Origin of the sequence: Pseudomonas sp. MIACH, from assembly GCF_001269925.1 — a bacterium.
Taxonomy (GTDB): Bacteria; Pseudomonadota; Gammaproteobacteria; order Pseudomonadales; family Pseudomonadaceae; genus Aquipseudomonas.
The window spans coordinates 36,575-57,918 of sequence record NZ_LHVO01000015.1; the positions used below are offsets into that span (position 1 = coordinate 36,575).

Genomic DNA, 21,344 nt, shown 5'->3' on the forward strand with positions numbered 1-21,344 from the left:
AAATCCCCCAGGCTGTTACCATCCGCCCCTTGTTTCAATTTTCAGTTATATCGCCCATTCGAGACCTGCCATGACCACCGTCCGCACGCGCATCGCGCCATCGCCTACTGGGGATCCCCACGTCGGCACTGCCTACATCGCCTTGTTCAACTACTGCTTTGCCAAGCAGCATGGCGGTGAATTCATCCTGCGGATCGAAGACACCGACCAGTTGCGATCGACCCGTGAGTCGGAACAGCAGATTTTCGATGCCTTGCGCTGGTTGGGTATCACCTGGGCAGAAGGCCCGGACGTCGGCGGACCGCACGGCCCGTATCGCCAGAGCGAGCGCAGCGATATCTACAAGCAGTACACCCAGCAATTGGTCGACATGGGCCATGCGTTCCCGTGCTTCTGCACCGCTGAAGAGCTGGACCAGATGCGCGCCGAGCAACAGGCCCGTGGCGAAACCCCGCGTTACGACGGTCGTGCGCTGCTGCTGTCCAAGGAAGAAGTGGCCCAGCGCCTGGCTGCCGGCGAGCCTCATGTGATTCGCATGAAGGTGCCGAGCGAAGGCGTGTGCGTGGTGCCGGACATGCTGCGCGGTGACGTCGAGATCCCGTGGGATCGCATGGACATGCAGGTGCTGATGAAGACCGACGGCCTGCCGACGTACTTCCTGGCCAACGTGGTCGACGACCATCTGATGGGCATCACCCACGTGCTGCGCGGCGAAGAGTGGCTGCCGTCGGCGCCCAAACTGATCCTGCTTTACGAGTACTTCGGTTGGGAACAGCCGCAGCTGTGCTACATGCCGCTGCTGCGTAACCCGGACAAGAGCAAGCTGTCCAAGCGCAAGAACCCGACTTCGGTGACGTTCTACGAGCGCATGGGCTTTATGCCTGAGGCGATGCTCAACTACCTGGGCCGCATGGGTTGGTCGATGCCGGACGAGCGCGAGAAGTTCTCGTTGCAGGAAATGGTCGATAACTTTGACCTGTCCCGTGTGTCCCTGGGTGGGCCGATCTTCGATATCGAGAAACTGTCTTGGCTCAATGGCCAGTGGCTGCGTGACTTGCCGGTGGAAGAATTCGCCAGCCGCGTGCAGCAATGGGCGCTGAACCCTGAATACATGATGAAGATCGCGCCGCTGGTGCAGGGCAGGGTGGAGACGTTCAGCCAGGTTGCACCGTTGGCCAGCTTCTTCTTTGCCGGTGGTGTGAACCCGGATGCCAAGCTGTTCGAATCCAAGAAGCTCTCGGGCGACCAGGTTCGTCAGTTGATGCAGTTGATCCTGTGGAAGCTGGAAAGCCTGCGCCAATGGGAGAAGGATGCGATCACTGCAACGATCCAGGCGGTGGTTGAATCCCTGGAACTGAAGCTGCGCGATGCCATGCCGCTGATGTTTGCCGCGATCACCGGGCAGGCCAGTTCGGTGTCGGTGCTCGATGCGATGGAAATTCTCGGCCCGGACCTTACCCGTTTCCGCCTGCGCCAAGCCCTTGATTTGCTTGGTGGTGTGTCGAAGAAAGAAAACAAAGAGTGGGAAAAACTGTTGGGCGCTATCGCTTAAGCAGCCCGTTGCAGCGACGAAACCCAGGTTTTCCGGGGTTTCGTCGGTAAGTGATTGTTATCCCGGCAAAAAATTTTGGAAAATGTTGAAAATAAATTTGACACACTTCCAAACCGCCATTAAGATTCGCCCCGTCCTCACCGATGAGGGGCTATAGCTCAGCTGGGAGAGCGCTTGCATGGCATGCAAGAGGTCAACGGTTCGATCCCGTTTAGCTCCACCAATTTACAGGTTCAAGGTCTGGCCACACCGTCCTTGAATCGATCAGGTCTCAGCTCTGATCAGATGTACAGAAGGTTTTGTCCCCTTCGTCTAGTGGCCTAGGACACCGCCCTTTCACGGCGGTAACAGGGGTTCGAGTCCCCTAGGGGACGCCAGTTTCAACAAGCAGTTCGAAAGGTCTGCTGCGCCGCGAGGCGAAAATCCGGGGCTATAGCTCAGCTGGGAGAGCGCTTGCATGGCATGCAAGAGGTCAACGGTTCGATCCCGTTTAGCTCCACCAATTTACAGGTTCAAGGTCTGGCCACACCGTCCTTGAATCAGATCAGGTCTCAGCGCTGATCAGTTGTATAGAAGGTTTGTGTCCCCTTCGTCTAGTGGCCTAGGACACCGCCCTTTCACGGCGGTAACAGGGGTTCGAGTCCCCTAGGGGACGCCACGATTACCCGCTCTGCGGGATTTTTAAGGGTCATTCAATTATTGAATGGCCCTTTTGTTTGTCTGGCGTTTGGCCAATTCTCTCCTCTATTCCCTTCTTCTGTTCTGACCAATGGTCATGCCTGTCGCTTGCGAAATATTATTATGGTAATAATATTCAACCCATGAAAGACGGAGGCAACGATGAACGATAAAAAAGCGCAAACCCGCGAACGTATTCTGCAAGCCGCCAGCGCCGCGTTGATCCAGCGCGGCCCGGCCGAGCCGAGCGTGGGTGAAGTCATGGGCGCGGCGGGGCTGACCGTCGGTGGTTTCTACGCGCACTTTGAAAGCAAGGACGCGTTGATGCTGGAGGCGTTCAGCCAGTTGCTGGCGCAGCGCCGCGCATCAATCGACGACATGGACGACCAACTCACCGGCGAGGAGCGCCGTACCCTGGTGGCGGCTTTCTATCTTTCCCGCAAACACCGTGATTCCACTTCCCAGGCCTGCCCCTTGCCGGCAACGGTTGGCGAGATGGGGCGCTTGCCGGATGCGTTTCGCGAGGTATTGAGCGAGCACGTTGAGTTGATGGCCGCACAATTGGCCGGCAGCCCTGAAGACACCGATAAGGCCCTTGCGGACATGGCGTTGATGGTGGGTGGTCTGACTCTGGCGCGGGCGCTGGGGCCTGGCGAGTTGTCGGATCGTGTAATACGTGCGGCCAAGTCAGCGGTGCGTTAACGGAGGGTTTGCATGATGGGTGCGCTGACTTGGATTCGTCGCTTCAACGGCACTGTTGGCCGTCTGGCCCCGCACGCGGTCGCCAACAAGATGCGTCGTGCCTTCATGACGCCACGCGAGCTGCCACCACGCGACTGGGAACTGCCGCTGCTGGCGCAATCGGAGCGCATTACCTTGCGTTTCGGTCTGTCGGCGCTGCGCTGGGGCCAAGGCCCTGCGGTGTTGTTGATGCACGGCTGGGAAGGCCGGCCAACCCAGTTCGCCAGCCTTATCAGTGCGCTGGTGGACAACGGTTATTCCGTGATCGCCCTGGACGGTCCTGCCCATGGCCGCTCGCCGGGACGTGAAGCCCATGTGCTGCTGTTCGCCCGTGCCATGCTGGAGGCGGCTGCCGAACTGCCACCGCTGCATGCGGTGATCGGCCATTCCATGGGCGGCGCCAGTGCGATGCTGGCGGTGCAGCTGGGACTGCGCACTGAGGCGTTGGTGAGCATCGCCGCACCGTCGCGCTTTTTGGATGTGCTGCGCGGTTTTACCCAGATGGTCGGTCTGCCTGCGCGTGCACGCTCGGCGTTTATCCAGGAGGTGGAGTTGACCTTCGGAATGCCGCTCAAGCACTTGGATGTGGCTCACTACCAGATGAATATCCCCGGGCTGATCGTGCACGCCGAAGACGATACCTTCGTACCCGTCAAAGCTGCGCAGGCCATCCACGAAGCCTGGTTCGACAGCCGCCTCCTGCGCCTGGAGCAGGGCGGTCACCAGAAAGTGCTGGCTGATCCCCGGGTGATCGAGGGGGTGCTGGCGCTATTGGCCGGCCGTCGTTTACAGGACCGGCAAACCGCCTGATACACTCCCCAGCCGACATTAATCGACTGGGAGCAAGGCATGGGCTGGGATTTGGCAACGCCGTTTATCATCGATCTGCAGGTTGCCCCTGAAGACATCGACGGCCTGGGGCACGCCAATAACGCGGTGTACGTGTCCTGGCTGGAGCGCTGCGCCTGGCGTCATTCCCAGCGCCTGGGGCTGGACCTCACCGAGTACCGCCGCCTGGACCGCGCCATGGCGGTGGTGCGTCATGAAATCGACTACCTGGCGGCGGGCTACGAAGGCGACGAGCTGCAGCTGGCCACCTGGATCGTCGATTGGGACCAGCGCTTGAAGATGACACGTCGCTTTCAACTGGTACGCCCGCGTGACGGTGCGACCTTGCTGCGCGCGCAAACCACCTTTGTCTGCATCGAACTGTCCAGCGGTAAACCCAAACGCATGCCAGCGGAGTTTCTCGACGGTTATGGTCCCGCCCTGACAGGGGGTTAACGGTTGCCGTGGGAAACCCAGTAAACTGCGCCACGATTTTTGTTGAGTGTTTTCCATGCAAATTGCTTTGGCGCCCATGGAGGGGTTGGTCGACAACATCCTGCGGGACGTGCTGACCCGCGTGGGCGGTATCGACTGGTGCGTGACCGAGTTCATCCGCGTCAACGACCGCCTGCTCACCCCGGCGTATTTCCACAAGCTCGCCCCGGAACTGCTGCACGGAGCCCACACCGCGGCCGGCGTACCGTTGCGCGTGCAACTGCTCGGCTCCGACCCGGTGTGCCTGGCGGAAAACGCTGCCCTGGCCTGCGAGCTGGGCTCCGAGGTCATTGACCTGAACTTCGGTTGCCCCGCCAAGACAGTCAACAAGTCCCGTGGCGGTGCAGTGCTGCTCAAGGAGCCGGAGCTGCTCAATCAGATCGTCGAGCACGTGCGCCGTGCCGTGCCTGCGCATATCCCGGTGACCGCCAAGATGCGCCTGGGCTTCGACAGTCCGGATGGCGCGCTGGTGTGTGCAACGGCCCTGGCCGAAGGCGGCGCCGCGCACATTGTGGTGCATGCGCGGACCAAGACCGATGGCTACAAGCCGCCCGCCCATTGGGAGTGGATCCCGCGGGTGCAGGACGTGGTCAAGGTGCCGGTGTTCGCCAACGGGGATATCTGGAGCGTTGAGGACTGGCGCCGGTGCCGGGAAATCAGTGGCGTTGAAGACATCATGCTTGGCCGTGGCCTGGTGGCGCGCCCCGACCTGGCGCGGCAGATCGCTGCTGCTCGGGCGGGCGAAGAGGTGGTCGAAATGACCTGGGCGCAGTTGCAGCCGCTGCTTCAGGACTTCTGGGTTCAATCGGTGGCGCAATTGACTGAGCGTCAAGCGCCCGGCCGTTTGAAACAGTGGTTGGCAATGTTGACGCGCAACTATCCGCAAGCCGTAGAGTTGTTTACCGCTCTGCGTCGCGAGACTGATCTGCGGCAAGTTAGTTGTCTGCTCGGTATAAAACATCCTGAGCGGGTTTAAGTTAGAGTTGGATAGCGTCTAAGTAGGCTCTGGTTGTATGAAATAACTGCTGTGAACGGTAGATAAGTACGCGCCTCTAATCATTTTAGTTAAAGGTGTTAGTGCAGAGTTAATCAGGAACTCTTTTGACGCGGTTGTTACTCAGGGGGTAGGCGGAATACAGTGACTCTATGCTGAACATTCAACAGTCATACGGACTTCCGCTTAAAACCCAGTCACTAAAGGATCGTTCCTATGTCTGACGTATCGCCGAGCAGCCGCTTTGTGCCCATGCCACTCGTAGACCCTTTCAAGGGGGTAGAAGGGAATCAACACTCCGGCGCTTCAGTTGTATCTCAAAGGATTACTTTTGGAGAGCCGGCTCAGGCGGGAGTGCAAACTTTATCTTGTTACCCCGGCCCTCCGGCTTGTTCCACCCATCCGCCCGCTTGTTCCGCCCCAGCCCGACCTGTAAAGAAACAGGGGTTTTTTTCCAAGATCGGCGGTTTTTTTAAAAAGGCTTTTGGAAAGGTTGGCGAGGTATTCAGTGGAATCGGTAATGTACTCAGCGGAGTCGGTAACGTCCTCGGTACAATCGGCAAGATGTTGTGGGGGGCAAAATAACTGAACTCCTGATCGAGAAACATCACTTCAATAGTCGCCTGAAGTCTTCAGGTGGCAGGGGCTTGCTGTAAATGAAACCCTGGTACAAATGGCAGTCCAGCGCTTGCAGGAATGCCAGTTGTTCCGGGGTTTCCACGCCTTCGGCGATCACTTCCAGATTCAGGCTGCGGGCCATCGCCACAATCGCGCGGATGATTTCCGCATCATTGGGGTCGTGGGTCGCGTCGCGCACAAAGGACTGGTCGATCTTCAGCGCATCTACCGGCAGGCGCTTGAGGTACGTCAGCGATGAATAGCCGGTACCAAAGTCATCCATGGCGAAACTGACTCCGAGCTTTTTCAGGCGGCGCATCTTGGCCACGGTGTCGTCCAGGTTCTGAATCACGATGCCTTCGGTGATTTCCAGTTTCAGCAGGCCGTAGGGCAGTTGATGGCGCTTGAGGCTGCGCTCGACACGCTCTACAAAGTCGTTCTGGCGAAACTGCCGGGGGCTGATGTTCACGCACAGGCTGAAATTCAGCGGGTCCACCAGGCCTTCAGCAATAAACTTCGCAAAGGCGGCGCAGGCCTCATCAAGGATCCAGGTTCCCACTTCGAGGATCAGGCCGCTGTCTTCCAGCACCTTGATGAATTCGGACGGCGACTGCGCGCCAAGCTGCGGATGCTGCCAGCGCACCAGGGCCTCGGCGCCGACGATCTTGTTGCCGCGCGCATCCACCTGGGGTTGGTAATGCACGCTGAACTCGCCGCGCGACAGGGCCAGGCGCAGGTCGGTTTCCATGCGCAGGCGCTCGCTGGCGGCTTTTTGCATGCTGTTGTGGAACATCTGCGTGGCGTTGCGCCCCGAATCTTTGGCCCGGTATAGGGCGATGTCGGCACGCTTGAGCAGGTCCGCCGGGGTGGTGCCATGGTCCGGAATCAACGCCACGCCGATGCTCGGAGTGACCTGCAGGCGATGGCCATCGAGGAACATGGGTTCCGAGAGCAATTCGCGCAGGGTGTCGGCCAGTTCCTGCACCTGGGCGCTGACTTGCGCGCGGGTGCCGTCCAGACCGCTGAGCAGGACCACGAATTCGTCGCCGCCCAGGCGTGCCACCGTGTCCTCCATGCGCACGCTGGCTTCCAGGCGCGCGGTGACGATTTTGAGCACGGTGTCGCCCACCGGGTGGCCAAGGGAATCGTTGATGTGCTTGAAGTGGTCGAGGTCAAGAAACAGCAAGGCGCCGCGCAGGTTATGACGCTTGAGCAGGGCTATCTGCTGGCTCAGCCGATCCATCAGCAGTGCACGGTTAGGCAGGTTGGTCAGCGGGTCGTGATAGGCCAGGTGACGGATCTGCGCCTGGGCGTTTTTCAACAGGCTCACATCCCGCGCGGTCAGCAGCAGGCATGGGGTTTCATTGAGGGTGATCGGTTCGACCGACACTTCCACCGCCAGCACTTCGCCACGCTTGTTGTGCCAGAGCATTTCCAGGTGATGGATGCGCCCCTTGATCTGCAATTCGGCGAGCAGCGCCGAGCGCTGGTTTTCATCGGCCCAGATGCCAATCTGGTACAGCGTCAGGCCGATGGCTTCTTCGGCGCGGTAGCCGGTGAGGCGGCAGAAGCCGTCGTTGACCTCCACATAACGGCCGGTATCACGCTCGGTGATGGAGATGGCGTCGGGGCTGGAATGGAAGGCTTTGGCGAATTTCTCTTCGCTGGCCTTCAGCGCGGCCTCCGAGCGTTGTTGCTGGGTAATGTCGCGCAGGGTGGTGACGATGCACGGTTGATCGCCCACTTTGATCAACCGGCTGGAAATCATGCAGGTCAGGGTTTGGCCGTTCTTGTGGTGCACCACGATGGCCACATTGCTCAGCGCCTGATCGCGGATCACCTGTTCGATGCGCTGCAGGCGCTTGCTTGACTCGTCCCACAGGCCGATCTGCTCGGCGCTCTTGTCGATCACCTCGGTCGCCGTCCAGCCAAACGTCTGGGTAAAGGCAGGGTTGATCTCGATGAACGCGCCGCTGTCCAGGCCAGTGACACAGATGGGATCGGGGCTGGCCTGGAACAGGCTGGCGAATTTTTCTTCGGAGGCGGTCAGGCGTTGCTCACGCTCCACCTGGTCGGTGATGTCCAGCAGGGTGCCGGCCATGCGTATCGGAGCGCCTTGCTCGTCCCGGTAGAGGCGGGCGCGGCTTTCCAGGTAGCGCGAGCTGCCGTCTTCCAGTTGCACGCGGTAAGTCAGCTGATAATTGCCGGCCGGGCCTTCGCGCAGGGTGCGATAAGCGTTGCGCATGTTCTCGCGCTCTTGCTTGGGCATGCCCTCGAAAAACGCTTCGAAGGATTCATGGAACGGCTCGGGTGGCAGGCCGTGCAGTTGCGCGGCGCGGGCCGAACCGTAGAGCATGCCGGTGGGAATATGCCAGTCCCAGGTGCCCAGTTGCGCCGAGTCCAGGGCCAGGTCCAGGCGCTCCTGGCTGTCCTTCAGGGCCTGCTCGGCGTTTTTCCGTTCGGTCGTGTCGAGAAAGGTGCTGATCAAGTAGGCCTCGCCGTCCAGCTCGACCTTTTGCGCACTGAGGGTGCCATCGTGGATCTGGCCGTTGCTGGCGCAGAACTGCACTTCCATGGTGATGGGTTCGCCCTTGCGCTGGGTCGCCTTGACCAGCAGGGCGCGCTGTTCGGGGTGCCGCCACAGGCCCAGGTCCAAGGTGGTGCGGCCGATCGCATCGGTCACCGGCCAGCCGAAGAGCATCTCGAAATACTGATTGGCTTCGCTGATCAGTCCGTCGGACTGGCGGGTCAGCAACACCATGTTCGGGCACAGGTGAAACAACGTGGCGAAGCGTTTTTCGGAATGGCTGAGGGCGTGTTCCCGCTCGCGTTGGCGAGTGGTCTCGCGGATCACGCCGATCATGCGGCGTCGGCCAGCCTTGTCCGGTGCCAGGCTGCCATTGATCTCCAGCCAGTGATGAGTGCCGTCCGGCCATTGGATGTGATGGTGCATGGCCTGCTCGAACGGCTCGCCGGCCAGCACCGCATGAAAGGCTCGCACTACCCGGGCCCGATCCGACGGCGCCAGCAGGTCGAGGTAATCGAGGTCCTTGGGCAGCGGTTGGCGCGGGTCGAAGCCGAACAGCGCCTGGGTACCCCGTGACCAGCTTATTCTTCCGGTGTCGATTTCCCAGCACCACGCCCCCAGCCGCGCAGCATTGAGGGCTGCCAGCAGTTGCGGGGCACTGTCCCAGCTTTGTTCCGCCTGTTGAGGGTCCAGGGCGTAAATGCGGGGCAGGGGTGGCACAGGGTCGACGGGGTTGCGCATTATCAAAGGGCCTTGGCTCGATGGGCAAACAACGCGGTTTTACTCACAACCTGAGGCCGCACAGCGTCATGCCGGTACCGCTGGCAGATCCTCCTGTGCATCCAATAGGCTCATGAAGGCCCGCGCAGCGTTCGACAGCGTCCTTTCGGTGTGCACGATATAGCCTAGCTGGCGACTGAGTTGTATGCCTGGCAAAGCGATACTTGCCACCTGATCATCAAGCATGGTGCGCGGCAAGACGCTCCAGGCCAGGCCGATGGAGACCATCATCTTGATGGTTTCCAGGTAGTTAGTACTCATCGCGATGTTTGGCGTAAGGCCCTGGGCCTCGAACAGTCGGCTGACAATATGGTGGGTGAAGGTATTGCCGCCAGGGAAAACCGCCGGGTGGCCGGCAATATCGGCCAGGCTGACGCTGCCGTTGCCGGTGAGGCTGTGCTCCGGCGCCACCACGAAATCCAGCGGGTCGTCCCACACCGGGGTGGCACGCACCAGGTTGTGCGGATCGGGCGCCAGGGTGATCACTGCCACCTCGGCGCGGCCGTGGAGGATTTCTTCGTAGGCCACTTCTGAATCAAGAAACTGAATATCCAGCGCCACGTTCGGGTATTGCCGGGTGAAGGTGCGCAGGACTGGTGGCAAACGGTGCAGGCCAATATGGTGGCTGGTCGCCAGAGTGAGGCGGCCGCTGACTTCGCCGGTAAGGTTGGTGAGGGCGCGGCGGGTGTCATCCAGCACGTTAAGGATCTGATAAGCACGCGGCAGTAGGGCCCGTCCCGCTTCGGTCAAGCCGACCTCGCGGCCCAGGCGATCAAACAGGCGCACCTTCAATTGTTGCTCCAGGCCGGCAATACGTTTGCTGATGGCCGGTTGGGTCAGGTGCAGGCGTTCACCCGCGCCGGAGAAACTGCCGGTCTCGGCGATGGCAATAAAGGCGTTGAGGTTGGCCAGGTCCATGGTGGTATTCCAGTTGGTAATCCAAAGCATAAAAAATATGAATTTGAGTTATTTAATGTAGCGCCATACCATCAGCCTCACAAGCCAAAGGGTTATTGAAAAGCCCGGCGCATAGAAATACCGCTGATGAGGACCGACTGATGGCCGGCAAAACGCTTTACGACAAGCTTTGGGATTCCCATGAAGTGAAACGGCGCGACGATGGTTCGTCGCTGATCTATATCGACCGTCACATCATCCATGAAGTGACCTCGCCCCAAGCGTTCGAAGGCCTGCGACTGGCCGGGCGCAAGCCTTGGCGCGTCGACTCGATCATCGCCACCCCGGACCACAACGTGCCGACCACCCCGGAGCGCAAGGGCGGGATCGACGCCATTGTCGACACCGTGTCGCGCCTGCAGGTGCAGACTCTCGACGATTACTGTGACGAATATGGCATCACCGAATTCAAGATGAATGACGTGCGTCAAGGCATCGTGCATGTCATCGGCCCGGAGCAGGGCGCCACCTTGCCGGGCATGACCGTGGTCTGCGGCGACTCCCACACCTCCACCCACGGTGCGTTCGGCGCCCTGGCCCACGGCATCGGCACCTCCGAGGTGGAACATGTGTTCGCCACCCAGTGCCTGGTCGCCAAGAAGATGAAGAACATGCTGGTACGCGTCGAAGGCAAGTTGCCGTTCGGCGTGACCGCCAAGGACATCGTGCTCGCCGTCATCGGCAAGATCGGCACCGCCGGCGGTAACGGCCATGCCATCGAATTCGCCGGCAGCGCCATTCGCGACCTGTCCATCGAAGGCCGCATGACCATCTGCAACATGTCCATCGAAGCCGGTGCCCGCGTGGGCATGGTGGCAGCGGACGAGAAAACCGTTGAGTACGTAAAAGGCCGTCCTTTCGCTCCGGCTGGCGCCGATTGGGACGCTGCAGTTGAAGCCTGGAAAGACCTGGTGTCCGACGCCGATGCGGTGTTTGACACCGTGGTCGAACTCGACGCTGCCCAGATCAAGCCGCAAGTCAGCTGGGGCACCTCGCCGGAAATGGTCCTGGCCGTCGACCAGAACGTGCCGGACCCGGCGCAGGAGGCCGACCTGGTCAAGCGCGGTTCCATTGAGCGCGCCCTGAAGTACATGGGCTTGAAGGCCAACCAGGCGATCACCGACATCCAGTTGGATCGCGTGTTCATCGGTTCCTGCACCAACTCGCGGATCGAAGACCTGCGCGCGGCGGCGGTGATCGCCAAGGGCCGTAAAGTCGCCTCGACCATCAAGCAGGCCATCGTGGTCCCGGGCTCAGGCCTGGTTAAAGCCCAGGCCGAAGCCGAAGGCCTGGACAAGATCTTCCTCGAAGCCGGTTTTGAATGGCGTGAGCCGGGCTGCTCGATGTGCCTGGCGATGAACCCGGATCGCCTGGAGTCGGGCGAGCATTGCGCGTCCACCTCCAACCGTAACTTCGAAGGGCGTCAGGGCGCCGGTGGCCGTACCCACCTGGTCAGCCCGGCCATGGCCGCTGCGGCTGCCGTCAACGGTCGTTTCATCGACGTTCGCGAATTGATCTGAGGAAAACCCGATGAGAGCTTTTACCCAACACACCGGTTTGGTCGCGCCGTTGGACCGTGCCAACGTCGACACCGACCAGATCATCCCCAAGCAGTTCTTGAAGTCGATCAAGCGCACCGGTTTCGGCCCCAACCTGTTCGACGAGTGGCGCTACCTGGACGTGGGCTACGCCTACCAGGACAACTCCAAGCGCCCGCTGAACAAGGACTTCGTGCTCAACGCCGAGCGCTACCAAGGCGCCAGCGTGTTGCTGGCCCGGGAAAACTTCGGTTGCGGCTCCAGCCGCGAGCACGCGCCGTGGGCCCTGGAAGAATATGGCTTTCGCAGCATCATCGCGCCGAGCTATGCCGACATCTTCTTCAACAACAGCTTCAAGAACGGCCTGTTGCCGATCATCTTGAGCGATGCGCAAGTGGATGAGCTGTTCAAGGCGGTGGAAGCCGATGTGGGTTACCAACTGACCATCGACCTGGCCGCGCAAACCGTGACCCGTCCGGACGGCAAGGTGTACCACTTTGAAGTGGACGCCTTCCGCAAACACTGCCTGATCAACGGTCTGGACGATATCGGCCTGACCTTGCAGGACGGCGATGCGATTGCCGCGTTTGAAGCCAAGCACCGGGCGAGCCAGCCTTGGTTGTTTCGTGACGCCTAAATTGATGTAGGCAGGACCGCCGCCATCGAGGGCAAGCCCCCTCCCACAGGGGAACGCATTCCAAATGTGGGAGGGGGCTTGCCCCCGATGAGGCCAGTGTTAACAACACACACCCAGGGGAAACACCATGACCAACACCGCCCACACCCAAGTCGTGCAAAAACAATTCGGCGAGCAAGCCTCGGCCTACCTGGGCAGTGCCGTGCACGCCCAAGGCACCGAATTCGCGCTGCTCCAGGCCGAGCTGGCCGGGCAGGGCGCTGCGCGACTGCTGGACCTGGGCTGCGGTGCTGGTCATGTGAGTTTCCATGTGGCGCCGCTGGTCAAGGAAGTGGTGGCCTACGACCTGTCCCAGCAGATGCTCGACGTAGTCGCTGGCGCCGCAGCGGATCGTGGCCTGGACAATATCCGCACCGTACACGGCGCGGCCGAGCGCCTGCCGTTCGCCGATGGCGAATTCGACTTCGTGTTCAGCCGTTATTCGGCGCACCATTGGAGCGACCTCGGCGTGGCCCTGCGCGAAGTGCGCCGCGTGCTCAAGCCGGGCGGCGTGGCGGCGTTTGTCGATGTCTTGTCACCGGGCAGCCCGCTGTTGGACACTTACCTGCAAACCGTCGAAGTGCTGCGCGACACCAGCCACGTGCGTGACTACTCCGCCGCCGAGTGGATGCGCCAGCTCAGCGAAGCCGGTTTGCATGTGCGCAGCAGCAGTCGCCAGCGCCTGCGCCTGGAATACACCTCGTGGGTCGAACGTATGCGCACACCGCCAGCGCTGCGCGCCGCGATCCTGGAGCTGCAGCAGGCGATGGGCCAGGAAGTGCGTGATTACTACGAGATTCAAGCCGACGGCACCTTCAGCACCGACGTGCTGGTGGTATGGGCCGAACGCTGATTAATTTTCCCGACCTGCCCACGGGCAGGTCGCTCGATGAAATGAGGAACCCATGAGCAAGCAGATTCTGATTCTCCCTGGCGACGGTATTGGTCCGGAAATCATGGCCGAAGCGGTCAAGGTCCTGGAACTCGCCAACAGCAAGTACAGCCTGGGCTTCGAACTGAGCCACGACGTGATCGGCGGCGCTGCCATCGACAAGCACGGCGTGCCCCTGGCCGACGAAACCCTGGACCGCGCCCGCGCCGCCGACGCGGTACTGCTGGGCGCCGTGGGTGGCCCGAAGTGGGACAAGATCGAGCGTGACATCCGCCCTGAGCGCGGCCTGCTGAAAATCCGCGCGCAGTTGGGCCTGTTCGGCAACCTGCGCCCGGCGATCCTCTACCCGCAACTGGCCGATGCTTCGAGCCTCAAGCCGGAAGTGGTCGCGGGCCTGGACATCCTGATCGTGCGTGAACTGACCGGCGGCATCTACTTCGGCTCGCCACGCGGCGTGCGTGAGTTGGAGAATGGTGAGCGCCAGGCCTACGACACCCTGCCGTACAGCGAGAGTGAAATCCGCCGTATCGCCCGTGTCGGTTTCGACATGGCCCGCGTGCGTGGCAAGAAGGTCTGCTCGGTGGACAAGGCCAACGTCCTGGCGTCCAGCCAACTGTGGCGTGAAATCGTCGAGGAAGTGGCCAAGGACTACCCGGACGTCGAGCTGAGCCACATGTACGTCGACAACGCCGCCATGCAATTGGTCCGTGCGCCGAAGCAGTTCGACGTGATCGTCACCGACAACCTGTTCGGCGACATCCTGTCCGACCAGGCCTCGATGCTCACAGGTTCCATCGGCATGCTGCCGTCGGCGTCCTTGGACACCAACAACAAGGGCATGTACGAGCCTTGCCACGGCTCGGCGCCGGACATTGCGGGCCAGGGCATTGCCAACCCGCTGGCGACCATCCTGTCGGTCTCGATGATGCTGCGCTACAGCTTCAACCTGAGCGACGCCGCGGACGCGATCGAGAAGGCCGTGAGCCTGGTACTGGACCAGGGCTTGCGCACCGGCGACATCTGGTCGCAGGGCTGCACCAAGGTCGGTACGCAAGAAATGGGCGACGCAGTAGTCGCCGCGCTGCGGAATCTGTAATCTCTCGGGCCCGCTTGCAGTTGTTGCTGCAAGGCGGCCCACTTTTTAACAAGGTGTAGTTGCGATGAAACGTGTAGGTCTGATCGGTTGGCGCGGTATGGTCGGTTCCGTGCTCATGCAGCGGATGCTGGAAGAGCAGGATTTCGATCTTATTGAGCCGGTGTTTTTCACCACTTCGAACGTAGGTGGCCAAGGGCCGTCCGTGGGCAAGGATATCGCCCCGCTCAAGGACGCCTACAGCATTGAAGAGCTGAAAACCCTCGACGTGATCCTGACCTGCCAGGGTGGCGACTACACCAGCGAAGTCTTCCCCAAGCTGCGTGAAGCCGGCTGGCAGGGTTACTGGATCGACGCCGCCTCGAGCCTGCGCATGCAGGACGACGCCGTGATCATCCTCGACCCGGTCAACCGCAAGGTCATCGACCAGCAACTGGACGCCGGCACCAAGAACTACGTCGGCGGCAACTGCACCGTCAGCCTGATGCTGATGGGCCTGGGCGGCCTGTTCGAAGCCGGCCTGGTCGAGTGGATGAGCGCCATGACCTATCAGGCAGCTTCCGGCGCTGGCGCGCAGAACATGCGTGAGCTGATCAAGCAGATGGGCGCGACCCACGCCGCTGTCGCCGATCAACTGGCTGACCCGGCCAGCGCGATCCTCGACATCGACCGCCGTGTGGCCGAAGCCATGCGCAGCGATGCCTACCCGACCGAGAACTTCGGCGTGCCGCTGGCCGGCAGCCTGATCCCGTGGATCGACAAAGAACTGCCGAACGGCCAGAGCCGCGAAGAGTGGAAGGCCCAGGCCGAGACCAACAAGATCCTCGGTCGGTTCAAGAGCCCGATCCCGGTGGATGGCATCTGTGTGCGCATCGGCGCCATGCGTTGCCACAGCCAGGCGCTGACCATCAAGCTGAACAAAGACGTGCCGATCGCCGATATCGAAGGGCTGATCAGCCAGCACAACCCGTGGGTCAAGCTGGTGCCGAACAACCGCGACATCAGCATGCAGGAGCTGAGCCCGACCAAGGTCACTGGCACCCTGAATGTACCGGTAGGCCGTCTGCGCAAGCTGAACATGGGCACCCAGTACCTGGGCGCGTTCACTGTCGGCGATCAGTTGCTGTGGGGCGCGGCCGAGCCGCTGCGTCGCATGCTGCGGATTTTGCTGGAGCGTTGATCGCTTGAGGCAATAAGAGAAACCCGCGTTCTGGTGACAGGCGCGGGTTTTTTATTGTTCTTTCGGGCGCTATCGGGGCAAGCCCCCTCCCACAGTGAACAGCATTTCAACGTTGGAATTCGGTCGAATGTGGGAGGGGGCTTGCCCCGATAGCGCCATCAGCCACACCACAAGCCCCAGGTTAATTGCCTCACCCCCAGTCACCCGGTAAAGTGCCGCTCCCCCCGCAATGCCCGAGGCAGCCCCCATGACCCAGACCTTTGAAATTGCCGTGATCGGCGCCACCGGTACGGTGGGTGAAACGTTGGTGCAGATCCTCGAAGAACTGGCTTTTCCGGTGGGGACCCTCTACCTGCTGGCCGGTAATAATTCGGCAGGGGCTTCGGTGCCGTTTCGGGGCAAGAACGTGCGGGTCAAGGAAGTCGATGAATTCGATTTCAGCAAGGCGCAATTGGCCTTCTTCGCAGCAGGCCCGGCGGTTACCCTGAGCTTCGCGCCGCGCGCCGTGGCGGCGGGCTGTTCGGTCATCGACTTGTCGGGCGCCTTGCCCGCCGAGCAGGCCCCCCAGGTGGTGCCGGAAGCCAACGCCCATATCCTTAAAGGCATGAAAAAGCCCTTCCAGCTCGGCAGCCCGAGCCCATCCGCCACCAACCTGGCAGTGGTGCTGGCACCGTTGCGCGGCGTGTTGGACATCCAGCGGGTCAACGTCACTGCCAACCTGGCGGTGTCTGCCCAAGGCCGCGAAGCGGTCAGCGAATTGGCCCGTCAGACTGCCGAGCTGTTGAATGTGCGCCCTTTGGAACCAGCATTCTTTGACCGGCAAATGGCCTTCAACCTGTTGGCACAAGTCGGCACGCCAGACGCCCAAGGTCATACAGCCCTGGAGAAACGTCTCGTACACGAACTTCGCGCGGTGCTGGAAACTCCTTTGCTAAAGATTTCCGCAACTTGCGTTCAAGCCCCGGTGTTTTTTGGCGATAGCCTGACTGTGTCATTGCAACTGGGCGCGGCGGTCGATCTTGCCGCCGTCAATCGCGCATTGGAGGCCGCACCGGGTATCGAGCTGGTCGAAGAGGGCGATTACCCGACAGCCGTGGGCGATGCGGTGGGCCAGGATGTGGTGTATGTCGGTCGGGTTCGCGCCGGAGTGGACGACCCGGCGGAACTAAATTTGTGGCTGACGTCAGATAACGTACGCAAGGGGGCGGCCCTGAATGCCGTGCAACTGGCGCAGTTGTTGATAAAAGGCCTTGTGTAAAAGATACTTGGCGGCAATTTGTAGATTGATTCTAACCAAGCGCTATGCTTGGCCCCAAGCAGGAACAGTTGCGCGTCGGTGACCTATCGGCTCGCCATGCCTTATGGCAAGCGGTTACCAACCTTCTCGCAGGCCGGGGAGTGTTCAAACAAAGGATGAGGCTATGGTTCAAGTTCGCAAACTGGTGTTAGCAATAGCGGCCGCCTCGGCGCTGTCCTCCGGTATGGCGCAAGCGCTGCAGCTGGGGGAGATGACCCTCAAGTCGAAGTTGAACCAGCCGTTGTCGGTGGAAATCGAATTGCTCGATGTCGGTGGTCTCACGGCGTCCGAGATCACCCCGAGCCTGGCTTCATCCCAGGCATTTGTGGATGCGGGCGTTGATCGCCAGGCGTTTCTCAATGACCTGACGTTTACCCCGGTCATCAATCCCAGTGGTCGCAGTGTGGTGCGCGTCACCTCCAGCAAGCCGCTGCCGGATTCCTACGTACGTTTCCTGCTGCAAGTGCAATGGCCTAATGGCCGTTTGATGCGCGACTACAGTGTGTTGCTCGACCCGGCCAAGTTCGACCAATCTGCGTCCACCCCAGCAGCACCTGCACCGCGTGTGGGAACGCCGGCCAGCCAGGCGCCGGCGGTGAGCAAGCCGGCGCAGCACACCACCACGTCGCGCGACACCCTGTGGGAAATTGCCCAGAAGCATCGCAATGGTGGCTCGGTGCAACAGACCATGCTGGCCATCCAGGCGCTCAACCCCGGCGCCTTTGTCGACGGCAATATCAACCGCCTGAAAACCGGCCAGGTGCTACGCCTGCCAGACACGGTGCAAAGCACAGCGTTGCCGCAACCTCAAGCAATCGCCGAAGTGACTGCACAGAATGCTGCATGGCGCCAGGGTCGACGCGCGGCCACCAATCAGGCGGCGGGCAAGCAGCAACTGGACGCCACCCGGCGCACCCAGGCCGGCAACGCACCGTCGACCACCAATACCCAGGACAATTTGAGCCTGGTCTCGGCCGAAGCGGCCAAGAAGGGCGGCAAGGGCAAGGCCGCTGACAGCCAGGTCCTCAGCGACAAGCTGGCGATGACCCAGGAGCAACTGGACACCACTCGCCGTGATAACGACGAACTCAAGAGCCGTGCGGCAGATCTGCAAAGCCAGTTGGATAAACTGCAGAAGCTGATTCAACTGAAGAACGATCAATTGGCCCGTTTGCAGGCCGAAAAGGCTGACCCGGCCGCCCCGGCGACGGCGGCGATGCCCGCACAGTTGGCCGCCGCTCCGGCAACCGCTCCGGCGGCGCCTGCCGAGCCGGCCACCGCGCCAACGCCGGCCGCCCCGGCCGCGCAAGCAGCGGAGGAGGCCAAGCCGGTCGCAGCACCTGATAGCACGGAAGGCAAGTTCAATGACCTGCTGACCAACCCGGTTGTCCTCGGCGTGATCGGCGGCGCGGCTGGCCTTGTAGTGTTGTTGCTCCTGCTGCTGTGGGCGCGCCATCGCAACGCCCGCCGTGAACAGGAAAAGCACTTGCGCATGGCGCGGGCGCTGGCTGAAGAACCGGAATTTACCTCAAGTATCGAACAGGACCTGCCGTCGGACAGCTTCGAAGGCCTTGAAGTGCCGCCGCCGAACGTCAAGCTGGCAGCGACTCCGGCACCTGCTCCGGTGGTTGCGCCGGCAGTGGCGGTTCCGACGGTTGCCTCCGTGCTGGCACCGCTGGCCGCTGCCGTGGCCCCGCAAAACGCCAACGACGCCCTGGCTCAGGCCCAGTCCCATATCGATCGTGGCCATCTGAACCAGGCTGCCGACGTGCTCGAACAAGCGATCAAGCATGAGCCCAAGCGCAGCGACCTGCGTTTGAAGCTGATGGAAATCTATGGCCTGCAAGGCGACAAGGACGGTTTCGTCACCCAGGAGCGCCAACTGGTGGCCAATGGTGAAAACCATGCCCAGGTCGAGCAGCTCAAGTCGCGCTTTCCTGCGATGGCCGTATTGGCGGCGGGCGTCAGTGCAGCGGTTGCCGCAGCAGCGCTTGACGCTCAATACGTCAAGGACCTGCTGGAAGACAAGCCAGCGGCCCCGGCCCCGGCCCCCGAGCCTGCTGCACTCGACACCGATTTCGATCTGAGCCTGGATGAGCTGGAAGCGGCTTCACCGGCCAACCTGGATGACGAGAAGACGTTTGCAGCCCTCCTGGCGCAGCAATCCGCACCCAAGGCGGACGAGGAAAGCCTGTCGGACTTCGACCTGGATCTGCAGCTCGATACCCCGGCGTCCGGGCAATCCGACGACGATTTCCTTTCCGGTCTAGAGGACCAGATGAAGGATGCGGCGGCGGTCGAGCCACCGACGCTGACACCGGCGGCACTGGATGACTTCGATTTGCCGGAGGATTTCGATCTGTCCCTGGCGGACGAACCGGACGCAGCCGCCAAGCCTGATGCCTTTGCTTCGGAGCTGGACGATGTCAACGCCGAGCTGGATCGCCTGTCCCAGAGCCTGGAGCATCCACCCATCGAGCCGTCTTTCACTGCTGAAGATGCGGCCTTGGACAGCGATGAGCCGGAGTTCGATTTCCTGTCTGGCACCAATGAAGTCGCCACCAAGCTGGACCTGGCCCAGGCCTATATCGACATGGGCGATGTTGACGGCGCGCGAGACATCCTTTCGGAAGTGCTGACTGAAGGCGACGAGGTACAGCGCGGCGAGGCCAAGGAAATGCTCGGCAAAATCTGAGGGTTGGTGCAAGTCCAGTGTGGGAGGGGCGGTTGGCGTGAATCTCTAACAAAAGCGCACACCCCGCGACTGCCGCACTTATAATGGCCGCCTTTGCGTAACTCATCAGGCTCTCAGTTCTTGGCAAATATAGATAACCCGGCCGCCGAAATGGCGGCCGCTGGCTTTTACCGCATCGCCCTGGGCGTGGAATACAAGGGTTCGCGCTATCGCGGCTGGCAGCGCCAGGCGTCGGGCGTGCTGACGGTGCAGGAAACCCTGGAAAAGGCCCTGTCCAAAGTCGCCGATTCGCCGGTATCGCTGATGTGCGCCGGGCGTACCGATGCCGGCGTGCATGCCTGCGGTCAAGTGGTGCACTTCGATACCCAGGCCGAACGCACGATGAAGGCGTGGGTGATGGGCGCCAATATCAATTTGCCCCACGACGTCAGCGTCAGTTGGGCCAAGGTCATGCCGGCGCACTTTCACGCGCGCTTCAAGGCCATCGCCCGGCGTTATCGCTACGTGATCTACAACGACCAGATCCGCCCGGCGCACCTTAACGAAGAAATTACCTGGAACCACCGCCCGCTGGATGCCGAGCGCATGGCCGAAGCTGCGCAGCACCTGGTAGGCGTGCATGATTTCAGCGCCTTCCGTGCCGGCCAGTGCCAGGCCAAGTCGCCGATCAAGGAAGTCCATCACCTGCGGGTGACCCGTCACGGCAAGATGATCGTGCTGGATATCCGCGCCGGGGCTTTCCTGCATCATATGGTGCGCAACATTGCCGGTGTTTTGATGACCATCGGCACTGGCGAACGCCCGGTGGAGTGGGCCAGGGAAGTGCTGGAAAGTCGTGTCCGCCGTACGGGCGGCGTCACGGCGCATCCCTTTGGCCTGTACCTGGTGGATGTGGAGTACCGCGACGAGTTTGAACTGCCGCAACGCTTCATCGGCCCACACTTCCTCACAGGTTTCAGCGAACTTGGCGGCTGACGCCCGGAAAAGCTTTTGTTACCATCCGGGACTTTCTCGGTCCCACCCCTGAGGTTTCTACGACATGTCCGTCGTTCGCAGCAAGATTTGCGGGATTACCCGCATAGAAGACGCGCTGGCGGCAGTCGAGGCGGGGGCGGATGCCATCGGTCTGGTGTTTTATGCCAGGAGCCCGAGGGCAGTGAATGTGTTGCAGGCGCGGGCGATCATCGCCGCATTGCCGCCATTCGTGACCACCGTGGGTTTGTTCGTCAACGCCAGCCGCTGCGAACTCAATGAAACCCTGGATGCCGTGCAACTGGATATGCTGCAATTTCACGGTGACGAAACCCCCGACGAATGTGAAAGCTACCAACGCCCGTATATCAAGGCGCTGCGGGTCAAGGCGGGTGATGATATCGCGGGTGCCTGTGCTGCCTATTCCAGCGCGCGTGGCATTCTGCTGGACACCTATGTCGAAGGCGTACCCGGTGGTACCGGCGAAGCGTTCGATTGGTCGCTGATTCCCGCGCAACTGAGCAAACCGATCATCCTTGCCGGTGGGCTCAATCCCGCGAATGTAGCGGCTGCCATTGAGCAGGTTCGGCCGTATGCCGTGGATGTCAGTGGTGGGGTGGAGCAAGGCAAGGGCATCAAGGATCACAGCAAGATTCGCGCATTCATGCAGGCCGTGCGCAACAGCAGTGGCGGGATGTGACGGCTGGCAGTCTGCCGCCGTCCATAACTACCACTGTGTAAAACAGCCCGGCGTCGCCTGAGGGAGGCCCGGAAATGAAGTGGCAACCTGCACTGGCAGGCTGTCTGGAAGGCTGAGGATGCAGGCTGGGA

General features: G+C 61.3%; 16 protein-coding genes and 4 tRNA genes. 18 read left to right on the forward strand and 2 right to left on the reverse strand.

The genetic code is table 11. The features are described 5' to 3' along the window. Positions 1-70 precede the first annotated feature (70 nt). The 9 genes from gltX (at position 71) to AD670_RS05035 (ending at position 5,270) form a co-directional block, all read left to right on the forward strand. Complete coding sequence (gltX, locus tag AD670_RS04995; protein ID WP_053128828.1) at positions 71-1,552, forward strand: glutamate--tRNA ligase; 1,482 nt, start codon at positions 71-73, stop codon at positions 1,550-1,552. Between the two features lie 147 nt (positions 1,553-1,699). Further along, positions 1,700-1,775, forward strand: a tRNA-Ala gene (locus AD670_RS05000). Positions 1,776-1,853: 78 nt separating this feature from the next. Next, positions 1,854-1,929: transfer RNA gene (locus AD670_RS05005), tRNA-Glu, on the forward strand. Between the two features lie 49 nt (positions 1,930-1,978). Further along, positions 1,979-2,054: transfer RNA gene (locus tag AD670_RS05010), tRNA-Ala, on the forward strand. 80 nt (positions 2,055-2,134) lie between these two features. Further along, a tRNA-Glu gene (locus tag AD670_RS05015) sits at positions 2,135-2,210 on the forward strand. A 182-nt stretch (positions 2,211-2,392) separates the two neighbouring features. Beyond that, positions 2,393-2,932: a TetR/AcrR family transcriptional regulator gene (locus tag AD670_RS05020; protein ID WP_053128830.1), complete on the forward strand. Its 540-nt coding sequence runs from the start codon at positions 2,393-2,395 to the stop codon at positions 2,930-2,932. 15 nt (positions 2,933-2,947) lie between these two features. Further along, positions 2,948-3,781, forward strand: a complete 834-nt coding sequence (locus AD670_RS05025) for an alpha/beta hydrolase (RefSeq protein WP_053129124.1) — start codon at positions 2,948-2,950, stop codon at positions 3,779-3,781. A 39-nt stretch (positions 3,782-3,820) separates the two neighbouring features. After that, complete coding sequence (locus AD670_RS05030) at positions 3,821-4,255, forward strand: thioesterase family protein (protein WP_053128832.1); 435 nt, start codon at positions 3,821-3,823, stop codon at positions 4,253-4,255. 55 nt (positions 4,256-4,310) lie between these two features. Next, entirely contained in the window at positions 4,311-5,270 is a 960-nt protein-coding gene (locus AD670_RS05035; RefSeq protein WP_053128834.1) for a tRNA-dihydrouridine synthase, read from the forward strand. A gap of 625 nt (positions 5,271-5,895) precedes the next feature. Here AD670_RS05035 and AD670_RS05040 read toward each other — a convergent pair. Together AD670_RS05040 and AD670_RS05045 are read right to left on the reverse strand one after the other, a co-directional pair. Next, positions 5,896-9,174, reverse strand: a complete 3,279-nt coding sequence (locus AD670_RS05040; RefSeq protein ID WP_053128836.1) for an EAL domain-containing protein — start codon at positions 9,172-9,174, stop codon at positions 5,896-5,898. A 66-nt stretch (positions 9,175-9,240) separates the two neighbouring features. Then, positions 9,241-10,131, reverse strand: coding sequence for a LysR family transcriptional regulator (locus AD670_RS05045; protein WP_053128837.1), 891 nt, complete (start codon positions 10,129-10,131; stop codon positions 9,241-9,243). Positions 10,132-10,271: 140 nt separating this feature from the next. On the opposite strand from AD670_RS05045, the gene leuC reads away from it, so the two are divergent. The 9 genes from leuC (at position 10,272) to AD670_RS05090 (ending at position 21,213) form a co-directional block, all read left to right on the forward strand. After that, the gene (gene leuC, locus AD670_RS05050; RefSeq protein WP_053128838.1) at positions 10,272-11,690 is read left to right on the forward strand and encodes a 3-isopropylmalate dehydratase large subunit; all 1,419 of its coding nucleotides are present in this window, start codon (positions 10,272-10,274) and stop codon (positions 11,688-11,690) included. Positions 11,691-11,700: 10 nt separating this feature from the next. After that, on the forward strand, positions 11,701-12,345 hold the full coding sequence (leuD, locus tag AD670_RS05055) for a 3-isopropylmalate dehydratase small subunit (RefSeq protein WP_053128839.1): 645 nt from the start codon (positions 11,701-11,703) through the stop codon (positions 12,343-12,345). Positions 12,346-12,472: 127 nt separating this feature from the next. Beyond that, positions 12,473-13,237 carry a class I SAM-dependent methyltransferase gene (locus tag AD670_RS05060; RefSeq protein ID WP_053128840.1) on the forward strand — a complete coding sequence of 255 codons (765 nt, stop codon included), beginning with the start codon at positions 12,473-12,475 and terminating at the stop codon, positions 13,235-13,237. A 52-nt stretch (positions 13,238-13,289) separates the two neighbouring features. Further along, complete coding sequence (gene leuB / locus AD670_RS05065) at positions 13,290-14,372, forward strand: 3-isopropylmalate dehydrogenase (RefSeq protein ID WP_017530190.1); 1,083 nt, start codon at positions 13,290-13,292, stop codon at positions 14,370-14,372. A gap of 64 nt (positions 14,373-14,436) precedes the next feature. Then, on the forward strand, positions 14,437-15,549 hold the full coding sequence (gene asd / locus AD670_RS05070; protein ID WP_027604071.1) for an aspartate-semialdehyde dehydrogenase: 1,113 nt from the start codon (positions 14,437-14,439) through the stop codon (positions 15,547-15,549). A gap of 247 nt (positions 15,550-15,796) precedes the next feature. Then, the gene (locus tag AD670_RS05075) at positions 15,797-16,807 is read left to right on the forward strand and encodes an aspartate-semialdehyde dehydrogenase (RefSeq protein WP_053128841.1); all 1,011 of its coding nucleotides are present in this window, start codon (positions 15,797-15,799) and stop codon (positions 16,805-16,807) included. A 163-nt stretch (positions 16,808-16,970) separates the two neighbouring features. Beyond that, positions 16,971-19,541 (forward strand): FimV/HubP family polar landmark protein, encoded by a 2,571-nt coding sequence (locus AD670_RS05080; protein WP_053128843.1) that lies wholly within the window; start codon positions 16,971-16,973, stop codon positions 19,539-19,541. A gap of 150 nt (positions 19,542-19,691) precedes the next feature. Next, complete coding sequence (gene truA / locus AD670_RS05085; RefSeq protein ID WP_053128844.1) at positions 19,692-20,516, forward strand: tRNA pseudouridine(38-40) synthase TruA; 825 nt, start codon at positions 19,692-19,694, stop codon at positions 20,514-20,516. A gap of 64 nt (positions 20,517-20,580) precedes the next feature. Next, positions 20,581-21,213, forward strand: a complete 633-nt coding sequence (locus tag AD670_RS05090; protein ID WP_053128846.1) for a phosphoribosylanthranilate isomerase — start codon at positions 20,581-20,583, stop codon at positions 21,211-21,213. The last annotated feature ends 131 nt before the right edge of the window (positions 21,214-21,344 follow it).